This is a genomic window from Streptomyces sp. KLMMK (assembly GCF_036961605.1).
Taxonomy (GTDB): Bacteria; Actinomycetota; Actinomycetes; order Streptomycetales; family Streptomycetaceae; genus Streptomyces; species Streptomyces telluris.
In genome coordinates this window covers 1-18,239 of the sequence record NZ_JBAMDC010000018.1, presented here as the reverse complement: position 1 = coordinate 18,239, position 18,239 = coordinate 1, and the positions used below count along the sequence as shown (strand labels likewise).

14 protein-coding genes are annotated in these 18,239 nt (G+C 70.2%); 4 read left to right on the top strand and 10 right to left on the bottom strand.

From position 1 onward, the window contains the following. Nucleotides 1–103 precede the first annotated feature (103 nt). The 3 genes from V7793_RS05745 (at nucleotide 104) to V7793_RS05735 (ending at nucleotide 3,268) form a co-directional block, all read left to right on the top strand. A complete protein-coding gene (locus tag V7793_RS05745) occupies nucleotides 104–1,195 on the top strand; it encodes a ParA family protein (RefSeq protein ID WP_335581812.1) in 1,092 nt (363 codons plus the stop codon). Then, on the top strand, nucleotides 1,192–2,298 hold the full coding sequence (locus V7793_RS05740; protein ID WP_335581811.1) for a ParB/RepB/Spo0J family partition protein: 1,107 nt from the start codon (nucleotides 1,192–1,194) through the stop codon (nucleotides 2,296–2,298). Before V7793_RS05745 ends, V7793_RS05740 begins: the two co-directional genes overlap by 4 nt. Before the next feature lie 352 nt (nucleotides 2,299–2,650). After that, nucleotides 2,651–3,268, top strand: coding sequence for a GNAT family N-acetyltransferase (locus tag V7793_RS05735; RefSeq protein ID WP_168095374.1), 618 nt, complete (start codon nucleotides 2,651–2,653; stop codon nucleotides 3,266–3,268). A 126-nt stretch (nucleotides 3,269–3,394) separates the two neighbouring features. On the opposite strand, the gene trxA is transcribed toward V7793_RS05735, so the two are convergent. From trxA to V7793_RS05700, 7 genes are all read right to left on the bottom strand, one after another. After that, nucleotides 3,395–3,721, bottom strand: coding sequence for a thioredoxin (gene trxA / locus V7793_RS05730; RefSeq protein WP_335581810.1), 327 nt, complete (start codon nucleotides 3,719–3,721; stop codon nucleotides 3,395–3,397). 52 nt (nucleotides 3,722–3,773) lie between these two features. Then, nucleotides 3,774–4,742 (bottom strand): thioredoxin-disulfide reductase, encoded by a 969-nt coding sequence (gene trxB / locus V7793_RS05725; RefSeq protein ID WP_335581809.1) that lies wholly within the window; start codon nucleotides 4,740–4,742, stop codon nucleotides 3,774–3,776. 111 nt (nucleotides 4,743–4,853) lie between these two features. Continuing rightward, a complete protein-coding gene (locus V7793_RS05720) occupies nucleotides 4,854–5,813 on the bottom strand; it encodes a zf-HC2 domain-containing protein (protein ID WP_335581808.1) in 960 nt (319 codons plus the stop codon). A gap of 5 nt (nucleotides 5,814–5,818) precedes the next feature. Next, complete coding sequence (gene sigM, locus V7793_RS05715; RefSeq protein WP_335581807.1) at nucleotides 5,819–6,508, bottom strand: RNA polymerase sigma factor SigM; 690 nt, start codon at nucleotides 6,506–6,508, stop codon at nucleotides 5,819–5,821. Between the two features lie 34 nt (nucleotides 6,509–6,542). Then, on the bottom strand, nucleotides 6,543–8,255 hold the full coding sequence (locus V7793_RS05710) for a protein kinase family protein (RefSeq protein ID WP_335581806.1): 1,713 nt from the start codon (nucleotides 8,253–8,255) through the stop codon (nucleotides 6,543–6,545). A gap of 109 nt (nucleotides 8,256–8,364) precedes the next feature. Then, complete coding sequence (gene murJ, locus V7793_RS05705) at nucleotides 8,365–10,584, bottom strand: murein biosynthesis integral membrane protein MurJ (protein WP_335581805.1); 2,220 nt, start codon at nucleotides 10,582–10,584, stop codon at nucleotides 8,365–8,367. 45 nt (nucleotides 10,585–10,629) lie between these two features. After that, entirely contained in the window at nucleotides 10,630–12,930 is a 2,301-nt protein-coding gene (locus tag V7793_RS05700; RefSeq protein ID WP_335581804.1) for a DUF6049 family protein, read from the bottom strand. A 207-nt stretch (nucleotides 12,931–13,137) separates the two neighbouring features. Between V7793_RS05700 and V7793_RS05695 the strand changes: the two genes are divergently transcribed. Beyond that, entirely contained in the window at nucleotides 13,138–14,613 is a 1,476-nt protein-coding gene (locus tag V7793_RS05695; RefSeq protein ID WP_335581803.1) for a CCA tRNA nucleotidyltransferase, read from the top strand. Between the two features lie 79 nt (nucleotides 14,614–14,692). Here the strand turns inward: V7793_RS05695 and V7793_RS05690 are convergent, their stop codons facing one another. The 3 genes from V7793_RS05690 to V7793_RS05680 form a co-directional block, all read right to left on the bottom strand. After that, nucleotides 14,693–15,967: an MFS transporter gene (locus V7793_RS05690; RefSeq protein ID WP_335581802.1), complete on the bottom strand. Its 1,275-nt coding sequence runs from the start codon at nucleotides 15,965–15,967 to the stop codon at nucleotides 14,693–14,695. Between the two features lie 85 nt (nucleotides 15,968–16,052). Continuing rightward, nucleotides 16,053–17,135 carry an inositol-3-phosphate synthase gene (locus tag V7793_RS05685; protein WP_335581801.1) on the bottom strand — a complete coding sequence of 361 codons (1,083 nt, stop codon included), beginning with the start codon at nucleotides 17,133–17,135 and terminating at the stop codon, nucleotides 16,053–16,055. A gap of 50 nt (nucleotides 17,136–17,185) precedes the next feature. Next, the gene (locus V7793_RS05680) at nucleotides 17,186–17,773 is read right to left on the bottom strand and encodes a PadR family transcriptional regulator (RefSeq protein WP_030366826.1); all 588 of its coding nucleotides are present in this window, start codon (nucleotides 17,771–17,773) and stop codon (nucleotides 17,186–17,188) included. Nucleotides 17,774–18,239: the final 466 nt, after the last annotated feature.

Genomic DNA, 18,239 nt, shown 5'->3' with positions numbered 1-18,239 from the left:
TGTACCGCGCGGCCAGCGGACGACCGAGCACACCGATGCATCCACAGGAATGCTGGATTCATCCACAGGAGAACGGGCCTCGCTGGTTCACAACACCGAAAGCATGGCAGGCTCTGTCCATCGCGAGCCTGATGTCGAGGAGAGTGAATCCTTGCGGTCCGACGCCAATATCGCGGGGCCGATGGCCGACCCGGTCCCCGGCCCCCGCCCCGCCGAGTCCGAATCCGGGATGGAGCTTGTTTCCCGTGCTGCGGACTCTCGGGGGACAACCCCCGAACCCCCGGCCGACGCCCTGAGCTCGGTTTCACGTGAAACACCCCCTCCCCCGATGCCCCGGCCGGAGCAGACCCGGGTCATGGTGGTCGCCAACCAGAAGGGCGGCGTGGGCAAGACCACGACGACCGTGAACCTGGCGGCCTCGCTGGCGCTCCACGGCAACCGTGTGCTGGTCATCGACCTCGACCCCCAGGGCAATGCCTCGACGGCTCTGGGCATCGACCACCACGCCGAGGTGCCGTCGATCTACGACGTCCTGGTGGACAGCAGGAAGCTCGCCGACGTGGTGCAGCCGGTCGTCGACGTGGAGGGGCTCTTCTGCGCGCCCGCCACGATCGACCTGGCAGGCGCCGAGATCGAGCTGGTCTCGCTCGTCGCCCGGGAGAGCCGGCTGGACCGCGCGATCAAGGCCTATGAGCAGCCGCTGGACTACATCCTGATCGACTGCCCGCCCTCGCTCGGCCTGCTGACGGTCAACGCCCTGGTCGCGGGCGCGGAGGTGCTGATCCCCATCCAGTGCGAGTACTACGCCCTGGAGGGCCTCGGCCAGCTGCTGCGCAACGTCGAGCTGGTGCGCGGGCACCTCAACCCCCAGCTCCACGTCTCGACGATCCTGCTGACGATGTACGACGGGCGGACCCGGCTGGCCTCCCAGGTGGCCGAGGAAGTGCGCACCCACTTCGGTCACGAGGTGCTGCGGACGAGCATCCCCCGCTCCGTCCGGATCTCCGAGGCGCCCAGCTACGGACAGACGGTTCTGACGTACGACCCGGGCTCCAGTGGAGCGCTCTCCTATCTGGAGGCGGCCCGGGAGATCGCGCTGCGGGGGGTCGGCGTACGTTACGACGGCAGTAGGGCTCACCTGGTGGGCCGCCAGCAACAGCAAGACCAGCACAGCATGTCGGAGGGGCTGCAGTGAGCGATCGACGTAGAGGACTGGGCCGTGGGCTCGGTGCCCTGATTCCAGCGGCGCCGAAGGCATCGGAGAGCGCCGGCCCCGCCGGGGGGCCCGGCGCCACGTCCCCCACCGCGGTACCGGTACTCGCGCCGGAGCGGGGGGTGGCAGCGTCCAAGGTGACCGCGCTGCCGGTGAAGGACTTCACCGTTTCACGTGAAACGGATGCAGAGACGCTGCGCGCCGAGGCCCTGGCCGAGGCGCCGGTGGAAACGGTGGCCGGGGCGCACTTCGCCGAGCTGCCGCTGGATGCCATCAAGCCCAACCCGAAGCAGCCGCGGGCGTACTTCGACGAGGGACCTCTCAATGAGCTGATCCACTCCATCCGTGAGGTGGGACTGCTCCAGCCCGTCGTGGTCCGGCGTCTGGGCCCCGAGCGCTATGAGCTCATCATGGGCGAGCGGCGCTGGCGGGCCTGCCGGGAGGCCGGCCTGGAGCGGATCCCCGCGATCATCCGGGCGACCGAAGACGACAAGCTGCTGCTCGACGCGCTGCTGGAGAACCTCCACCGGGCTCAGCTGAACCCTCTTGAGGAGGCTGCCGCCTACGACCAGCTCCTCAAGGACTTCAACTGCACGCACGACGAGCTGGCCGGCCGGATCGGGCGCTCGCGTTCGATGGTGACCAACACGCTGCGGCTGCTGAAGCTGGCGCCGGAGGTGCAGAACAAGGTCGCTTCCGGTGTGCTGATGGCCGGCCACGCCCGCGCCCTGGTCGGGGTGACCGACCCCGAGGAGCAGGTGAAGCTCGCCACGCGCATCGTGGCCGAGGGTCTCTCGGTGCGCACGGTCGAAGAGACCGTGAAGACGATGGACCCGGAGAAGCGCCGCTCCTCCAAGCCCAAGGGCCCCCGCGCCGGCGCCCGGGTCTCCCCGGCGCTGACCGATCTGGCCACCCGGCTGTCGGACCGCTTCGAGACCCGGGTGAAGGTCGACCTCGGGCAGAAGAAGGGCAAGATCGTCGTCGAGTTCGCCTCGATGGAGGACCTGGAGCGCATCCTGGGCACACTCGCCCCGGGCGAGGGCCGGGTGATAGAGCAGAAGCTCTCTCACGAGGACGAGGACTGACAGCAGACGAGGGCTGACAGCAGGGGCTGACAGCATGGTCCGGAGACAGGGCTGAGCAGCACCGCACCTCAGGGCGGGTTGTGTTTCACGTGGAACACAACCCGCCCTTTGCCTTGTCCTGCTGTTCGCTCAATCCACGCACGGATACGATGCGTTGGGGTATGGCGCAACCACGTTGACACAGTTCGCGGAGGGGCGGGGCCATGCGATGGGTGAGCCGGACCGGACTGGTGGCAACAGGCTTCGGCCTGGGAGCAGTCGGCGGATTCGTCGGCAGCTTCCTCCAGGAGCGGAGTGCGCTGAGCGCCGCCCGGAGTACGGCAGCACGCGACGGAAGTGAGGAAATGGCTCCATGGGGCGTCGGCTCGTACCGCTCACGCTGGACAATCTCCCGGACCTTCCCCGGCGCTGTCGTTCCTGCGTCTTCTGGGAACTCGATCCGGTCAGCGGTGAGGCCGCGCTGAAGGCGGGCCGGCCCGAGCTGGAGAAGGAGGCCTGGATCTCCGGGGTCCTTCTGGAGTGGGGTTCCTGCGGCCGGGTGGCCTACGTCGACGAGGTCCCGGTGGGTTTCGTGCTCTACGCGCCGCCCGCTTATGTCCCCCGGTCCGCCGCCTTCTCCACCAGCCCTGTCGCCGCGGATGCCGTGCAGCTGATGACGGCATGGCTGACCCCGGGATTCCAGGGCCAGGGGCTGGGCCGGATGATGGTGCAGACCGCCGCGAAGGACGTCCTGCGGCGGGGGTTCAAGGCGATCGAGGCCTTCGCCGATGCGCGCTGGAAGGAACCGGCCTGTGTGCTGCCGGCCGATCACCTCCTGGCCGTCGGCTTCAAGACGGTGCGCCCACACCCCCGCTATCCGCGGCTCCGGTTGGAGCTCAGGTCGGCGCTCTCCTGGAAGGAGGACGTCGAGCTCGCGCTGGATCGCCTGCTGGGTGCCGTGCAGAAGGAGCCGGCGCTGCGGCCGCTGTAGTCGTTGTTTCACGTGAAACGCCGGGCGGCCGGTGCGTTTCACATGAAACGCACCGGCCGCCCGGAGAGTGATCCTTACGCGCGGACGAAGCCTGCGCGGAGATCCACGCCTGCGCGTGGATGACGCTTACGCGTGGATGAAGGTGCTCAGCTCGCGCTCCAGAGCCGCCTTCGGCTTGGCACCGACGATCGTCTGGACGACCTCGCCACCCTTGTAGACGTTCAGGGTCGGGATCGACATGACGCCGTACTTGGCGGCGGTGGTCGGGTTCTCGTCGATGTTCAGCTTGACGATCTCGATCTTCTCGCCGTACTCCGCCGCGATCGCCTCCAGGGACGGGGCGATCTGGCGGCACGGACCGCACCACTCGGCCCAGAAGTCCACCAGCACGGGCTTGTCGCTCTTGAGGACGTCCTCGTCGAAGGACTTGTCGGTCACGGTCTTGAGAGCCACGGAGGTCTCCTTATTTCTTTCTGCGTGGGGCGGGGGGGGAGAAGGGGGTGGGTCAGGCGGTCTTCTCGGGCTCGCGCACGTGCTCGCTGTCCGAGAGAGAGGCGAGGAAGCGCTCGGCGTCCAGCGCCGCGGAGCAGCCGGTACCGGCGGCGGTGATGGCCTGGCGGTAGGTGTGGTCCACGACGTCGCCGGCGGCGAACACACCGGTCAGGTTGGTGCGGGTGGAGGGAGCGTCCACCTTGAGGTAGCCCTCGTCGTCCAGCTCCAGCTGCCCCTTGAAGAGCTCGGTGCGCGGGTCGTGGCCGATCGCGATGAACAGGCCGGTCACCGGCAGCTCGGAGGTCTCGCCGCTCTTGAGGTTGCGCAGGGTCAGGCCCGAGAGCTTGTTCTCGCCGTGGATCTCGGCGACCTCGCTGTCCCACACGAAGGAGATCTTCGGGTCGGCGAAGGCACGCTCCTGCATGGCCTTGCTGGCCCGCAGGGTGTCACGGCGGTGGACGACGGTGACGGACTTGGCGAACCGCGAGAGGAAGGTGGCCTCCTCCATCGCGGTGTCACCGCCGCCGATGACGGCGATGTCGTGGTCCTTGAAGAAGAAGCCGTCGCAGGTGGCGCACCAGGAGACGCCGCGGCCCGAGAGCTCGTCCTCGCGGGGCAGGCCCAGCTTGCGGTGCTGCGAGCCGGTCGTGACGATCACGGCCTTGGCGCGGTGAACGGTGCCCGCGGAGTCCGTGACGGTCTTGATCTCTTCGCTCAGGTCGACCGCGATGATGTCGTCCGGGATCAGCTCGGCGCCGAAGCGCTCGGCCTGCGCCCGCATGTTGTCCATGAGGTCCGGGCCCATGATGCCGTCGCGGAAGCCGGGGAAGTTCTCGACATCGGTGGTGTTCATCAGGGCACCACCGGCGGTCACGGCGCCCTCGAAGACCAGCGGCTTCAGCGAGGCGCGGGCGGTGTAGAGCGCGGCCGTGTAGCCCGCGGGCCCGGAGCCGATGATGATCACGTTGCGGACGTCGCTCACGGGAGTCTTCCTTGTCTGCCGACTGCTGTCTCGGTCCTTGAGGGGTTCACCCCACCCAACGGATCCTACGGGGCAGGCATTCCCGTGGACGCCTGCTGCGGCCGGGAGAGATCAGAGGCGTGACAGCGTCTCGGTCAGCAATACCTTGCCCGGTGTCGCGGAGCCCGCGTCGACGCAGGTGGCAGAGACCACATAGGCGTCGACGAGCGCGGTGTCACCAGGGTGCGGCAGGACGACGAGGTAGGCGTCCTCACCCTGATAGGTGTCCGGCTCGGAGACCAGGGCCTGCTCCGGGCGGCCGATGCCCTGCCGTACGCAGAAGGGCGCCGTACCGCCCGAGGCGCTCAGCGTCCTGTTGGGCGCGTCCCCGTCGGCCTCGGCGGTCTTCCCCCGGGGTTCGGTAGGGCCGAAGGACAGGGGCTTGAGGAGCTCGTGCACCCGCGCCGTGAGCTCACCGGAGCCGAGACGGGACGCCGACGCACTGCTCACGCGGTCCTTGGAGGGCGTCGCCGTGGGAGCGTCCGTTCCACCGGACTGCAGGAAGAGGCCGCCCACGCCGAGCACGGCGGCGGCACAGGCGCTGCCGAGGAGCACGGTGGGCCAGCGGCGGACGCGCGAGCGCCGGGGCTTGCGGGACGGCGGTGCCGTCATGCCGGGGCCGGGCCCGGTGGACGTGCGGGGGCGGCCGGGGGGCCGGGGGGCCGTTTCACGTGAAACCGGGGCTCCCGCTCCCTGCTCTCTCCTCGACTCCTTCTCCCCCCGCTCCGTTTCACGTGAAACAGAGGCTGCGACATGGGAAACAGGAACACCGAACGGAGGCGTGGTCGAGTCCAGCAGTGCCTCGGCGGCGAGCGCGGCGTCGATGCGGCCCGCGATGTCCAGCGGCATCCGGGGCGGGCCGGGCAGGGTCCCGAGCGCCCCCCGGATCTCGTCCAGGGAGCTGCGCACGTCCTCGCACAGCTCGCACGCCGCCAGATGCTCCCGCACGTCCGCGGTGCGTGCCGGCGAGAGCACCCCCTCGGTGAGCGCGGAGATCTCCGCGACCTCCGGGTGCCCATCCGTGCCGGTCATCGAAGTCACGCTCGCCCACCTCCGCCCTTCACTGGATCTGCGTCGCTCTGTCCTGCCGGTGGTGGGACGGACGCCCCCTGCGACCGGTTCCTTCCCCCGTCGAGCGGTGGGCTACCCCTGCCACCGGGACGCAGATGGGTGAGGATCGGCAGAAGGCGTGCCCGACCCCGTGCGCAGCGGCTCTTCACGGTGCCGACGGGGACGTCCAGCACCTCGGCCGCCTCGGCGACGGGATAGCCCTGCATGTCCACCAGGACGAGGGCGGCGCGCTGGTCGGGTGGGAGCGTGGCCAGGGCCTGCAGCAGCTCCCGGTGCAGGTCTCCGCGCTCCGCGGGCGCGGCCGCGGATTCATGGGGCTCGATGAGCTGCTCCAGCCGCTCGGTCTCGGCCAGCGGTGCGGTGCGCCGCGACGCGGCCTTGCGCGCCCGGTCCAGACAGGCGTTGACGGTGATGCGGTGCAGCCACGTGGTGACGGCGGACTGCCCGCGAAAGGTGTGCGCGGCGCGGTAGGCGGAGACCAGGGCGTCCTGTACGGCGTCCGCGGCCTCTTCTCTGTCGCCGAGGGTGCGCAGGGCGACGGCCCAGAGGCGGTCACGGTGTCTGCGCACGATCTCGCCGAAGGCGTCGGGGTCACCGGCGACGTGCCGGGCGAGGAGATCGGCATCGCTGATGCCGTCACGCAGGACGTCGTCCACCGTCGAGCCCTCCCCCTGAGGTCCGTTCCGAACGTCAGCCGGTGAACTTCACGTTGGTGATGCCCTGCTTGTAGCCGGCACCGGCGTAGGTCTGCTCGTCAGCGCCAGAGTAAGGGGCTGCGGTGATCCAGAGCAGGACGTACCGGGCCCCGACCGGCTTCTTGAGGGAGAGGCTTATCGAATCCGTCGTCGTCTGCTTGGTCGTCAGCTTCTTCATCGACTTCAGCGACTCGGTGCCGGCGAGGGACTTCGCCGAGTAGAGCGACACCTCGGTGTGGTTGCCGCCGTAGAGCAGCTTGATGTCCGCGGAACTGAGCTGCTGCTTGCTGCCGAGGTCGTAGATGATGCCGACGCCGCCCTTGTACTGGGTCAAGGAGGGCCCGTCGGTGAAGGTGCGTGAGCGCCAGACGTCCTTGGGGGCGTAGTCCGTGGCGTACGTGTTCTTCACCCGGTCCGGACTCTGCGGGGTGCCGTCCGGGGCGTACTCCTGGGCGTCGGTGATCTTCACCGGCTCCCCGGTCGGCTTCGAGCCGTCGTCGCCCGTCGACTCGGAGATCTGCGGGCGGTCCTCCTGCCCGTCCTTGAGGAGCGTGTCGGCGAGCTGCCAGCTGGCCAGGCCCAGGGCGGCGATCAGCAGGGCGGCGACGCTCCACTTGAGCGCCCGGCCCGTGCGGCCCTGCAGCGGAGGCGGCGGGGGCACCGCCATGGGACCCGTGGGGCCGACACCGTGCGGCGGCTGCTGGCCGTAGGCGTGCGGGCGGGGGTAGCCGCCCGGCGCCGTGGTGAAGGACGGCTCCGGGGGCCGGATCCGCGGCATGGCGGCGACGGCCTTGGACAGCTCCTCCGGGGTCGTGCACGGCGTCTCCTGCCGCGACGAGGCGGAGCCGTCGTGGACGAGCGCGCGCATGGCGAGCTCGGAGAGGCCGCGGTGGACGCCGGCGCGGACCTGGTCGGGGGCGATGAGGCCGACGCCCTTGGGCAGGCCGGGCAGCCCGTGGGCGCTGTCCTCGTAGGGCCAGCGCTGGGTGAGCGCGGCGTAGAGGAGCGCGCCGATGGCCTCGGTGTCGGTCTGCTGGGGGCGGTCGGAGGTGATGCCACGGAGCGCCGCCATGACGGCCAGGCCGCGGATGCGGTACTGCCCGGTGCCGGTGCGCAGCACCGAGCCCGGGTGGAGGCGCAGGTGGGCGAGGCCCTCGCGGTGGGCGGCGGCCATGGCCTGGGACACCTGGCTGACGAGCTGGTAGGCGTCGTGCGGCTCCATGGGGCCGGAGGCGAGGACGTTGGTCAGCTCGGTGGCGTCGGGCAGCCACTCGTGGACGACGTAGACGAGGTCGTTCTCCTCGACGGCGTCGAGCACCTGGACGAAGCGGGGGTCGCCGAGGAGGGCGGCGGAGCGGGCGGCGGCGAGGACGGGGCGGGCGCGCGGGTGGTCGGCGGGCAGCAGATGGACGCCCACGGCGCGGCGGAGCTTCTCGTCCACCGCACGCCAGCTGCTGAATCCCTCCAGACGGGTGACGCACTCCTCCAGGCGGTAGCGTCTGGCGAGCTTGTGGCCGCTGTGCAGTTCGGGCGTGGTCTGGGCGTCGCGGGCGGGCTTCTTGCCGTCCGCGCGCCCGCTGTCCTTGTGGGTGCCGGCCTTGATCGCGGCCTCCGCCCCGTCGGCCGTGGCCTTGCCCGCCTTGGCGGTCAGCGGCTTGCCGCCGCTGTTGCCTGCCACGTCGACGGCAGCTGTGCTCCGTTCTGCCACCGTCGTTCCTGCCTCCCCATCCGTTGCACGCTGTCCACAGCCAAGACAATTGTGCCCACAGTCCGGCGCTATGCACGACACACGGCGGCGGGCGAAGGTTGTGCTCCCGTCAGCGTCCGAGTCGCCCGCGGACCATACCGACCATGGCCGTCAGCTCCTCGATCCGCATCCGCTTGGCGGCGAGGTAGAAGACGCCGAGCAGGACCAGACCGCCGACGATCAGGGAAGCGAGCGAACCGGGCACGCTCTGGCCGAGGACCTGCGTGATGCCGTAGGCCGCGGCTCCGCCGACGAGGGCCGCGGGGATGCACGCACCGGCGAGGCGGGCGTACGTCCGCACGACGCGCGAGCCGTCCAGATCCCCGCCGAGGCGGGTACGCAGGCGGCGCCACGCGATACCGACGCCGACGGCGTAGCCGAGGCCGTAGGAGAAGGCCATGCCGGCCACGGCCCAGCGGGCGGGCAGGACGAGGTAGCTCACGACGGCGGAGGCCGCGAAGGCCGCGGAGACGATCAGCGTGTTGTAGAAGGGCGTACGGGTGTCTTCGTAGGCGTAGAAGCCACGGAGGATGACGTACTGCGCCGAGTACGGGATCAGGCCGAGGCCGAAGGCCATGAGGATGAAGCCGATGTTGGTGGCACCGCCCGTGCCCGAGCCGCCCGAGAACATCAGCGTGGACATGGGGACGCCGAGCGCCAGGAAGGCGAAGGCGCAGGGCACGATGGCGACGGCCGAGGTGCGCAGACCGTGCGAGAGGTCGTCCCGGACGGCGGAGGCGTCGCCGTCGTGGGCGGCGCGGGAGATCCGGGGGAGCACCGCGGTCATCACCGAGACGGTGATGATGGCCTGCGGCATCTGCCAGAGCTGCAGCGCGAAGTTGTACGCCGTGATGCCCGTACCGGTGTGACCGGCCTTCTCCGCCAGCGCGCCGGCCTTGGTGGCGAGCTGCGTCACCACGACCATGCTGAGCTGGTTCGCGAGGACGAAGAAGAAGGTCCACTTGGCGAGGCCCGCGGCCTTCCCGAGGCCCTGCCCGCGCCAGTCGAAGCGGGGCCGGATACGGAATCCGGCCTCCCGCAGGTAGGGGAGCATGGCCAGCGCCTGGACGACGAGGCCCAGCAGCGTGCCGATGCCGATCAGTTGCACGCCCTCGGCCGGGATGCCGGCTGCGTCGACCTGGCTGTCCTTGAAGGGACCGAAAGCCCAGATGAAGGAGCCGAAGGTGGCGATGATGATGATGTTGTTGAGGACCGGGGTCCACATCATCGCGCCGAACTTCCCGCGCGCGTTGAGGATCTGGCCCAGCACCACGTGCACGCCCATGAAGAACATCGTGGGCAGGCAGTAGCGGGCGAACGCCACCGCCACTTCCATCCGGTCCGGGTCGGAGGCGATGGTGGGCGACATCGCCTGGATGAAGAGCGGCGCCCCCAGCACGCAGACGGTGGTGACGCCCGCCAGGAGCACGACGACGAGGGTCAGCAGCCGGTTGGCGTACGCCTCGCCGCCGTCCTCGTCGTTCTTCATCGCACGGACGAGCTGCGGAATGAAGACGGCGTTCAGCGCGCCGCCGCCCACCAGGATGTAGATCATCGTCGGCAGGACGTTGGCGACCTGGTAGTCGTCGTTGAGCGTGCCGACGCCGATCGCCGCCGCCATCACGAGGTTGCGGCCGAAGCCCAGGAGCCGGGAGACCATCGTGCCGGCGGCCATCAGGGCGCTGGACTTCAGCAGGCTCGCCGCCTTGCCGCCCTTGGCCGGCGCCGCGGACGCGGCGGGCTCCGGCTCCGCGGCGGGCTCGGCGGCCGGGACCTTCGGTGGCGGCACGGGGGAGCCGTACTGCCCCGGTGCCGGGATCTGCTGCCCCGGCCGCCGCGGCGGCTCGTAGGGCTGCTGCTGGTCGCGGTAGAGGTGGGCGAAGGCGTCCCGCCGGGGGCCGCCGTCGCCCTGGCGGTCGAAGCCGTCCACCGCGGCGAACTGCTTGGTCGCGTCGTCGTCGCCGTGGGCGGGGAAGCCCGCCGGACCGGACGGGCCGGACGGAGCCGGGGGCCACGCCCCGGCGCCCGGCTGCTGCTGCGGGTAGGTGTTGCGGTACGTGCCGGGCGGCGCCGGGGGCGCGGCCTGGTCGTACAGCGCGTCGCTCAGCGGGTCCTGGGCGGCCGGGTCGTGCCCGGGGTAGGGCTCGGAGGCGTAGGCGTCCCGCAGGTAGGGATCCTGGGCGTACGGGTCCTGGCGGGGCGTGCCGGGGGGAGCCGGGGGCGGCGGGTACTGACCCCGCGGCTCACCACCCGCGCCCTGCCCGCGGTCACCGTCGTACGGCGCGTTCATCGCTACCCCACCTCATCGTCCGCGGCCGGCCGGCCCCACTAAGCGTCAACGTTCCACTTTCTCACCCGAGCCGGATGGCTCCGTGTCATGCGATCCGGTGTCCGGGGCCGGGTCACCCGGCCGCGCGGGCCGGTCGTCCCCCGGGCCTCCGTTGTCCGGTCCCTCGCCGTCCGCCCCGGGCTCCCCGCCCTCGGTCGTACGGGCGGCGGACCGCTTCCGCTTGATGTAGATGCGGAGCCCCGCGAGGACCAGCAGGAGCACACCACCGGCGATGACGAGGAGAACCATAGGGGTGATGGACGTGACATGCACAGTGAAGACGACCGGGTCGCCGTAGGGCTGGCCCTCGGCCGTGTAGAGCCGGGCCGTCACGCGCACCGGGCCGTTGGCATTGGCCCGGGTCTCGAACTTCACCGACTGGTTCTGCCCGCCGTTGATCTTCACGGGCTGGGAGCGGTCGACCTGCAGACGGTTGGTCTGGCTGGACTCCAGCACCAGGTGGAGCCCCTCGATCCCCTGCAGCAGGCCGTTGTGGACCGTTATGGGGATGGTCGCGCTGCGCCCGGACAGGGTGACATCGGACTTCTTGATCAGCTCCACGCGGCGGGTGAGCCCGTACAGGTAGGACTGCACCGCCTCGCGGAACTCGGCGGCGCCCTTGCGGTCGCCGCGCCACGAGGTCGACATCTCCCGCATGATCGCGCTGCCGAAGGGGGTCACCACGCGGTCCTGCGAGGTCAGGATCACCTTGAAGCCGTCCAGCGTGGACTGGGTCTTCTGGATCTCCTGGAACGCCTTGGTGGACAGCTCCTGCTCGCGCAGCGAACCGGGGTACGAGCCGGTGCCCGGGACCTGCTGGTTCGCATCCGGGTCCGGCTTGGCCGCGGCCGCGTCGCCCAGATTGACGGGCTGCGTCCAGCGGTTGTCCGACAGGGCCTTGATCGCCGCGGCCATCGCCTGGGCCTGGCTCGCGGTGGGCATGCGCTGCGGCGCCACGACGATGCTGCGCTCGTTGTCCGGCGCCTGCCGGTTCACCAGGAGGCTCTGGGCGACGAACCGCTGCACGGCGAGCGAGTACTCGCCGGCGCGGACGAGGTCGCCCTGGAAGCCGGTGGACATCCGGGCGTCCGCCACGACGGCGGTGTTGCCGCTGCCGATCTGGCGGGCCGCGGTGGGGCTGTAGGACGTCCGGTCGCGGAAGCTGTCGCTGCGCGCGATGACGTTGTGAGCGCCGGCCGAGGTGGCCACGTCGATGATCGAGGAGTCGACGGCGCCGTCGACGGGCCAGGCGAAGTCCGTGCGCGGCTTCACGCCGAGGATGGTGTCCACGGTGGTCGAGGCGAGCTCCGTGGCGGACTGCAGGTGGCTCAGGGAGCCCGGCACGTCCTTGCCGTGGTGGGCCAGCGACGCGAGGTCGGGGTCGCCGAACGGCAGCGCCACCACCTGGTCGCCGGCGACGGCGGTCTGCAGCTGGCTGAGCCACTGCTTGGCGACCGCCTGGCCGCGGCCCGGGGTGGTCCGCCCGCCGGGCCCGCCCACCCGGTAGCTCTTGGTCATGGCCTCGACCGTGGCGAGCAGGTCCGGGTCGATCACCCAGGTGATCGGGAGGTCCTTGCCCAGCGCGACCAGCTGCTGCAGCCGGCCGCCCGGGGCCAGCTCCGCGGCCAGGTCGTCGTTGGGGAAGATCGGCGTCTGCTGCTGGTCGGACTCGGTCCGGGCGGTGAGGTGCGTCGCGGAGATCAGCGGCCACAGGAACGTGAGCTGCGTCTTCTTGCCCTCGATCGCGGAGGGCTGCCAGGTCAGCAGCGTCTGAGTGATCCCCAGCACCCGCTCGAAGCCCTGGTCCGCCGTGCGCCCCGACAGCGAGACGCCGAGCTGGTACACCCCGTCCCGGCTGAGGTCCAGGTCCTTCGCCGGCAGCGAGATGCTGAAGTCGCGGCTGGCCCCCGGAGGGAGCTTGTCGATCTTCTGGGTGTGCTTGCCGATCTCGGAGCCGTCGGCGCCCGACGGGGACCGGCTGCCGGTCTCGTCGGCGTCGACCCGGCTGTTGATCTGGCTTCCCACCCGCAGGCCGACGTGCGCGTCGGTGACCGTCGAGCCGCCGGTGTTGGTGACGCTGCCCGCGACCGTGAGCGTGTCGTCCTGCTTCGGCGCGGCGGGGGTCAGCGTGTGGACGGAGACGTCGACCGGGCGGGAGCCCGAGGGCTCGGCACGGGCCTCCGGCGCCGCCGACAGCTGCACCAGGCCGAGCAGCAGCGCCACTCCCGTCAGGAGTGTCGCAAGGTGCCGGGACCACCGGCAGGCAGCAGCGGAGGGGGTCTCCTGGGTCTCTGCCGCCTCGGCCACGCGCTCGCCCGTCCCTCGTCGTCGTCAGTGGTCGTCGGTTGTGCGTCCACGAATGGTAACGAGGCCCGCTGTGACGAAGTGCTGCGGACCGCTCCGCAAGATCGCTCGGCCGGCCCGATGTCCCGGCTGCGCCCGCTTTGCGTGGGGTGCGCCATGCGTCCGTAACGGGGAGGCCCTGCGGCGCGCGGCCACGTACCCTCTTCTGTTGTGCCGAATGCCAACAATGACAGCCTCACCCAGTCGTCGACCAACGAGCTCAGCCAGGTGCAGCGCCGTGCCGTGAGCGAGCTCCTTAGGGTCTCCCCCGTGGCCGACGACCTCGCCCGCCGATTCCAGGAAGCCGGGTTCACGCTTGCCCTGGTCGGCGGATCCGTACGGGACGCGCTGCTCGGCCGGCTCGGCAACGACCTCGACTTCACCACGGACGCCCGCCCGCAGGACGTCCTGAAGATCGTCCGGCCCTGGGCGGACTCCGTCTGGGAGGTCGGCATCGCCTTCGGCACCGTGGGATGCCGCAAAGCCGACTTCGATATCGAGGTCACCACATACCGGTCCGAAGCCTACGACCGGACCTCCCGCAAGCCGGAGGTCTCCTACGGCGACTCCATCGAGCAGGACCTCGTCCGCCGCGACTTCACCGTCAACGCCATGGCCGTCGCGCTGCCGGAGAAGGAGTTCATCGACCCGCACAACGGCCTGGAGGACCTGGCCGCCCGGATCCTGCGCACCCCCGGCACCCCGGAGGAGTCCTTCTCCGACGACCCGCTGCGCATGATGCGGGCCGCCCGCTTCGCCGCCCAGCTCGACTTCGAGGTCGCTCCCGAGGTCATCACCGCGATGACGGAGATGTCCGGCCGGCTCGAGATCGTCTCTGCCGAGCGGGTCCGGGACGAGCTCAACAAGCTGATCCTCTCCGACCACCCGCGCAAGGGCCTGAAGCTCCTGGTCGACACCGGCCTCGCCGCGCTCGTCCTGCCCGAGCTGCCCGCCCTGCGCCTGGAGCGCGACGAGCACCACCGCCACAAGGACGTGTACGAGCACACGCTCACCGTCCTGGAGCAGGCCATCGCACTGGAGGCCCCGCGCGATCAGCCCGGCGGCGGCCCCGACCTGGTGCTGCGCCTCGCGGCCCTGCTGCACGACATCGGCAAGCCGCGGACGCGCCGCTTCGAGAAGGACGGCCGGGTCTCCTTCCACCACCACGAGGTGGTGGGCGCCAAGATGACCAAGTCCCGGATGACCAAGCTCAAGTACTCCAACGAGCTGGTGAAGGACGTCTCCAAGCTCGTGGAGCTGCACCTGCGCTTCCACGGCTACGGCACCGGCGAGTGGACCGACTCCGCCGTCCGCCGGTATGTGCGTGACTCCGGGCCCCTGCTGGAGCGGCTCCACAAGCTGACCCGGTCCGACTGCACCACGCGCAACAAGCGCAAGGCCAATGCGCTCTCGCGGGCCTACGACGGCCTGGAGGAGCGCATCGCCAAGCTGCAGGAGCAGGAGGAGCTGGACGCGATCCGGCCCGACCTGGACGGCAACCAGATCATGGAGATCCTGGGCGTGGGCCCGGGCCCGCAGATCGGCAAGGCGTACAAGCACATGCTGGAGCTGCGCCTGGAGAACGGCCCGATGAGCCACGACGAGGCGGTCGCCGCGCTCAAGGACTGGTGGGCGGCGCAGGGCTGACCCCTCGGTTTCACGTGAAACATGAAGCGGGGGCGGTGGGTGATTCACGGTTTCACGTGAAACAGCCACCGCCCCCGCTTCATGCGTCCTCCCGGCTCCTGAAGCCCGCCAGGGCGACGGCGACGACGGCGTAGAGCGTGGCGACCGCGGACACCAGCAGGGCCGACCGGCCGTCGGGCGGCAGCATCAGAGCCGCCACTGCGGCCGCTCCCACGAAGGCGACGTTGAACAGGACGTCGTAGAGCGAGAAGATCCGGCCACGGAAGGCGTCGTCCACCGAGGACTGGACCACGGTGTCCGTGGCGATCTTGGCGCCCTGGGTGGTCAGGCCCAGGACGAAGGCTGCGATCAGCATGGGGACGCGCTCGAAGGGCAGCCCGAGGGCGGGTTCCAGCACCGCCGCGGCGGCGGCGCAGGCGACCATCCAGCCGAGCCTGCCCAGCCGGGACACCGCCCAGGGGGTGATGACGGCCGCCGCGAAGAACCCCGCTCCCGAGATGGCGACGGCCAGCCCCAGCAGGGCCATCCCCTTGGACTCGCTGCTCGTCCACGCGTAGCGGCAGAGCATCAGCACGGTGACGGTCAGGGCGCCGTAGCAGAAGCGCATCAGCGTCATGGCGGCGAGCGCGCAGGAAGCCGTGCGGCGCTCGGCGAGATGGCGCAGCCCCGCGGCCAGTCCCCGCGCGGTACCGGTCAGGGCGGCGCCCAGCCGGCGGGCCACCGGCGTGTCCGGCCCCAGCAGGCCGATGGGCATCAGCAGGGAGCTCAGGGCGGCGGCCAGGTAGAGGGCTGCGCCGAGCAGGACGACCCAGGCGTCGGATCCCGCCCCCTCGGGAGCGGCCACGCGTACGGCGAAGGCGAGGCCGCCTCCCACGGTGGCCGCCAGGGTTCCGGCGGTCGGGGAGAGGGAGTTGGCCATGACCAGCCGCTCGCGGGAGTCGACCACGCGGGGCAGGGAGGCGGAGAGCCCTGCCAGCACGAAGCGGTTGACGGCGGTGACCGAAAGGGCGGAGGCGTAGAAGAGCCAGTCGGGGACGCGCGCGACGACGAGCAGGGCGGTCACGGTGGCCAGGGCGGCGCGCAGCAGGTTGCCGTGGAGCAGCACCTGGCGGCGGCGCCAGCGGTCCAGCAGCACGCCGGCGAAGGGGCCCAGCAGCGAGTACGGCAGCAGGAGCACGGCCATGGCCGAGGCGATGGCCGTGGGGGAGGCCTGCTTCTCCGGGGAGAAGACCACGTAGGCGGCGAGGGCGACCTGGTAGACCCCGTCGGCGGCCTGGGAGAGGAGCCTGACTGCCAGCAGGCGGCGGAAATCGCGAAGGCGGAGCAGGACGCGAAGATCACGCACAACGGGCATGGTCCACAGCCTCACACAACGCACAGGTCCCCGGGCGGACGACCCGGGGACCTGTGGCGGAGAGGAGGCGGAAGAAGCGGAACGCTTAGCGCTCGACCTCGCCCTTGATGAACTTCTCGACGTTCTCGCGGGCCTCGTCGTCGAAGTACTGCACCGGCGGCGACTTCATGAAGTACGAGGAGGCGGAGAGGATCGGGCCGCCGATGCCGCGGTCCTTGGCGATCTTCGCGGCGCGGACGGCGTCGATGATGACACCGGCCGAGTTCGGGGAGTCCCAGACCTCGAGCTTGTACTCCAGGTTCAGCGGGACGTCACCGAAGGCGCGGCCCTCGAGGCGCACGTACGCCCACTTGCGGTCGTCCAGCCAGGCCACGTAGTCCGAGGGACCGATGTGGACGTTCTTCTCGCCCATCTCGCGGTCGGGGATCTGCGAGGTGACGGCCTGCGTCTTGGAGATCTTCTTGGACTCGAGGCGGTCGCGCTCGAGCATGTTCTTGAAGTCCATGTTGCCGCCGACGTTCAGCTGCATCGTGCGGTCCAGGATGACGCCCCGGTCCTCGAACAGCTTGGCCATCACGCGGTGCGTGATGGTGGCGCCGACCTGCGACTTGATGTCGTCACCGACGATCGGGACACCGGCCTCGGTGAACTTGTCCGCCCACTCCTTGGTGCCGGCGATGAAGACCGGGAGGGCGTTGACGAAGGCGACCTTGGCGTCGATGGCGCACTGCGCGTAGAACTTCGCGGCGTCCTCGGAGCCCACGGGGAGGTAGCAGACGAGAACGTCGACCTGCTTGTCCTTGAGGATCTGGACGACGTCCACGGGAGCCTCGGCGGACTCCTCGATGGTCTCGCGGTAGTACTTGCCCAGGCCGTCGAGGGTGTGGCCGCGCTGGACCGTGACGCCGCTGTTCGGCACGTCGCAGATCTTGATGGTGTTGTTCTCGCTGGCGCCGATGGCGTCGGCGAGGTCGAGACCGACCTTCTTCGCGTCGACGTCGAAGGCGGCCACGAACTCCACATCACGGACGTGGTAGTCGCCGAACTGCACGTGCATCAGACCCGGCACGCGGCCGTTCGGGTCGGCGTCCTTGTAGTACTCGACGCCCTGCACCAGCGAGGCGGCGCAGTTGCCCACGCCGACGATGGCTACGCGAACCGAACCCATTCCGGTTGCTCCCTGTTAGTACTCGACGAAGCCCTGCAGGAGTGCAGGGCTCACTGGTCCGGACCGGTGCGCTTGTCACGCCCGGCCCGCTCGCTCTCGATCAGCTCGTTCAGCCAGCGGACCTCGCGCTCCACGGATTCCATGCCGTGGCGCTGAAGCTCGAGGGTGTAGTCGTCCAGCCGTTCCCGGGTGCGGGCGAGGGAGGCGCGCATCTTTTCGAGGCGCTCCTCCAGACGGCTGCGGCGGCCTTCCAGCACGCGCATCCGTACGTCTCGCGACGTCTGCCCGAAGAACGCGAAGCGGGCGGCGAAGTGTTCGTCCTCCCACGTGTCCGGGCCGGTGTGGGCGAGCAGCTCCTCGAAGTGCTCCTTGCCCTCTGCCGTCAGGCGGTAGACAATCTTTGCCCGTCGTCCGGCCAGGGACGCCGCACGGGCGTCCTCCGGAGCGCTCCCGGGCTCCTCGACCAACCAGCCGTTCGCCACTAGGGCCTTCAGGCAGGGGTAGAGGGTGCCGTAGCTGAACGCACGGAACACCCCGAGCGAGGTGTTCAAGCGTTTCCGCAGCTCGTAGCCGTGCATCGGGGACTCGCGGAGCAGGCCGAGGACGGCGAACTCGAGGATGCCGGAGCGTCTGCTCATGTTTCGCCTCCTTGTCGCACACAGCCTAGTCCTTGTGATCCCTAGTCCCTATTGGTCCCTTATGCCGACTCCGAGCCGACCCTTATGCCGAGCTGATGTATCGACTCGATACATCCAGACGATAGAACGCACCCCTGGATGCGACAAGAGGGGGCACGGTGAACGAGGTCACATCACCGATTCGTGGGACACAAGCGGCCTGATTTGGAGTGAACATCCGCAGTAGGAGCGATTTGGCCGTGCGTAGTCTGTGCGCCATGCAGACCAGCGGGAACCGAGTGACGACGACAGGCGTCCTCGTCCCGTACGCAATGCGCCCGGTTGCCTCAGGCAGCCGTTCAGCGCATCGGGGGGAACGCAAGCCACCTGCCGCTTCCAGGCGATAGCGCCTGCCCGAGGAGTAGTCGTTCGATGAGCGAGCACCGCCGCAAGCCGCCGCAGCCTCAGGGCGGCGGACGAGCCGCGG

Bases quoted from the DNA above. Each gene is read 5' to 3' on its own strand.
- V7793_RS05745 (WP_335581812.1), top strand. From the start codon at position 104: ATGGCAGGCTCTGTCCATCGCGAGCCTGATGTCGAGGAGAGTGAATCC.
- V7793_RS05735 (WP_168095374.1), top strand. From the start codon at position 2,651: ATGGGGCGTCGGCTCGTACCGCTCACGCTGGACAATCTCCCGGACCTT.
- V7793_RS05720 (WP_335581808.1), bottom strand. From the start codon at position 5,813: ATGACCGGCACGGATGGGCACCCGGAGGTCGCGGAGATCTCCGCGCTC.
- murJ (WP_335581805.1), bottom strand. From the start codon at position 10,584: ATGAACGCGCCGTACGACGGTGACCGCGGGCAGGGCGCGGGTGGTGAG.
- V7793_RS05690 (WP_335581802.1), bottom strand. From the start codon at position 15,967: ATGCCCGTTGTGCGTGATCTTCGCGTCCTGCTCCGCCTTCGCGATTTC.
- V7793_RS05685 (WP_335581801.1), bottom strand. From the start codon at position 17,135: ATGGGTTCGGTTCGCGTAGCCATCGTCGGCGTGGGCAACTGCGCCGCC.
- V7793_RS05680 (WP_030366826.1), bottom strand. From the start codon at position 17,773: ATGAGCAGACGCTCCGGCATCCTCGAGTTCGCCGTCCTCGGCCTGCTC.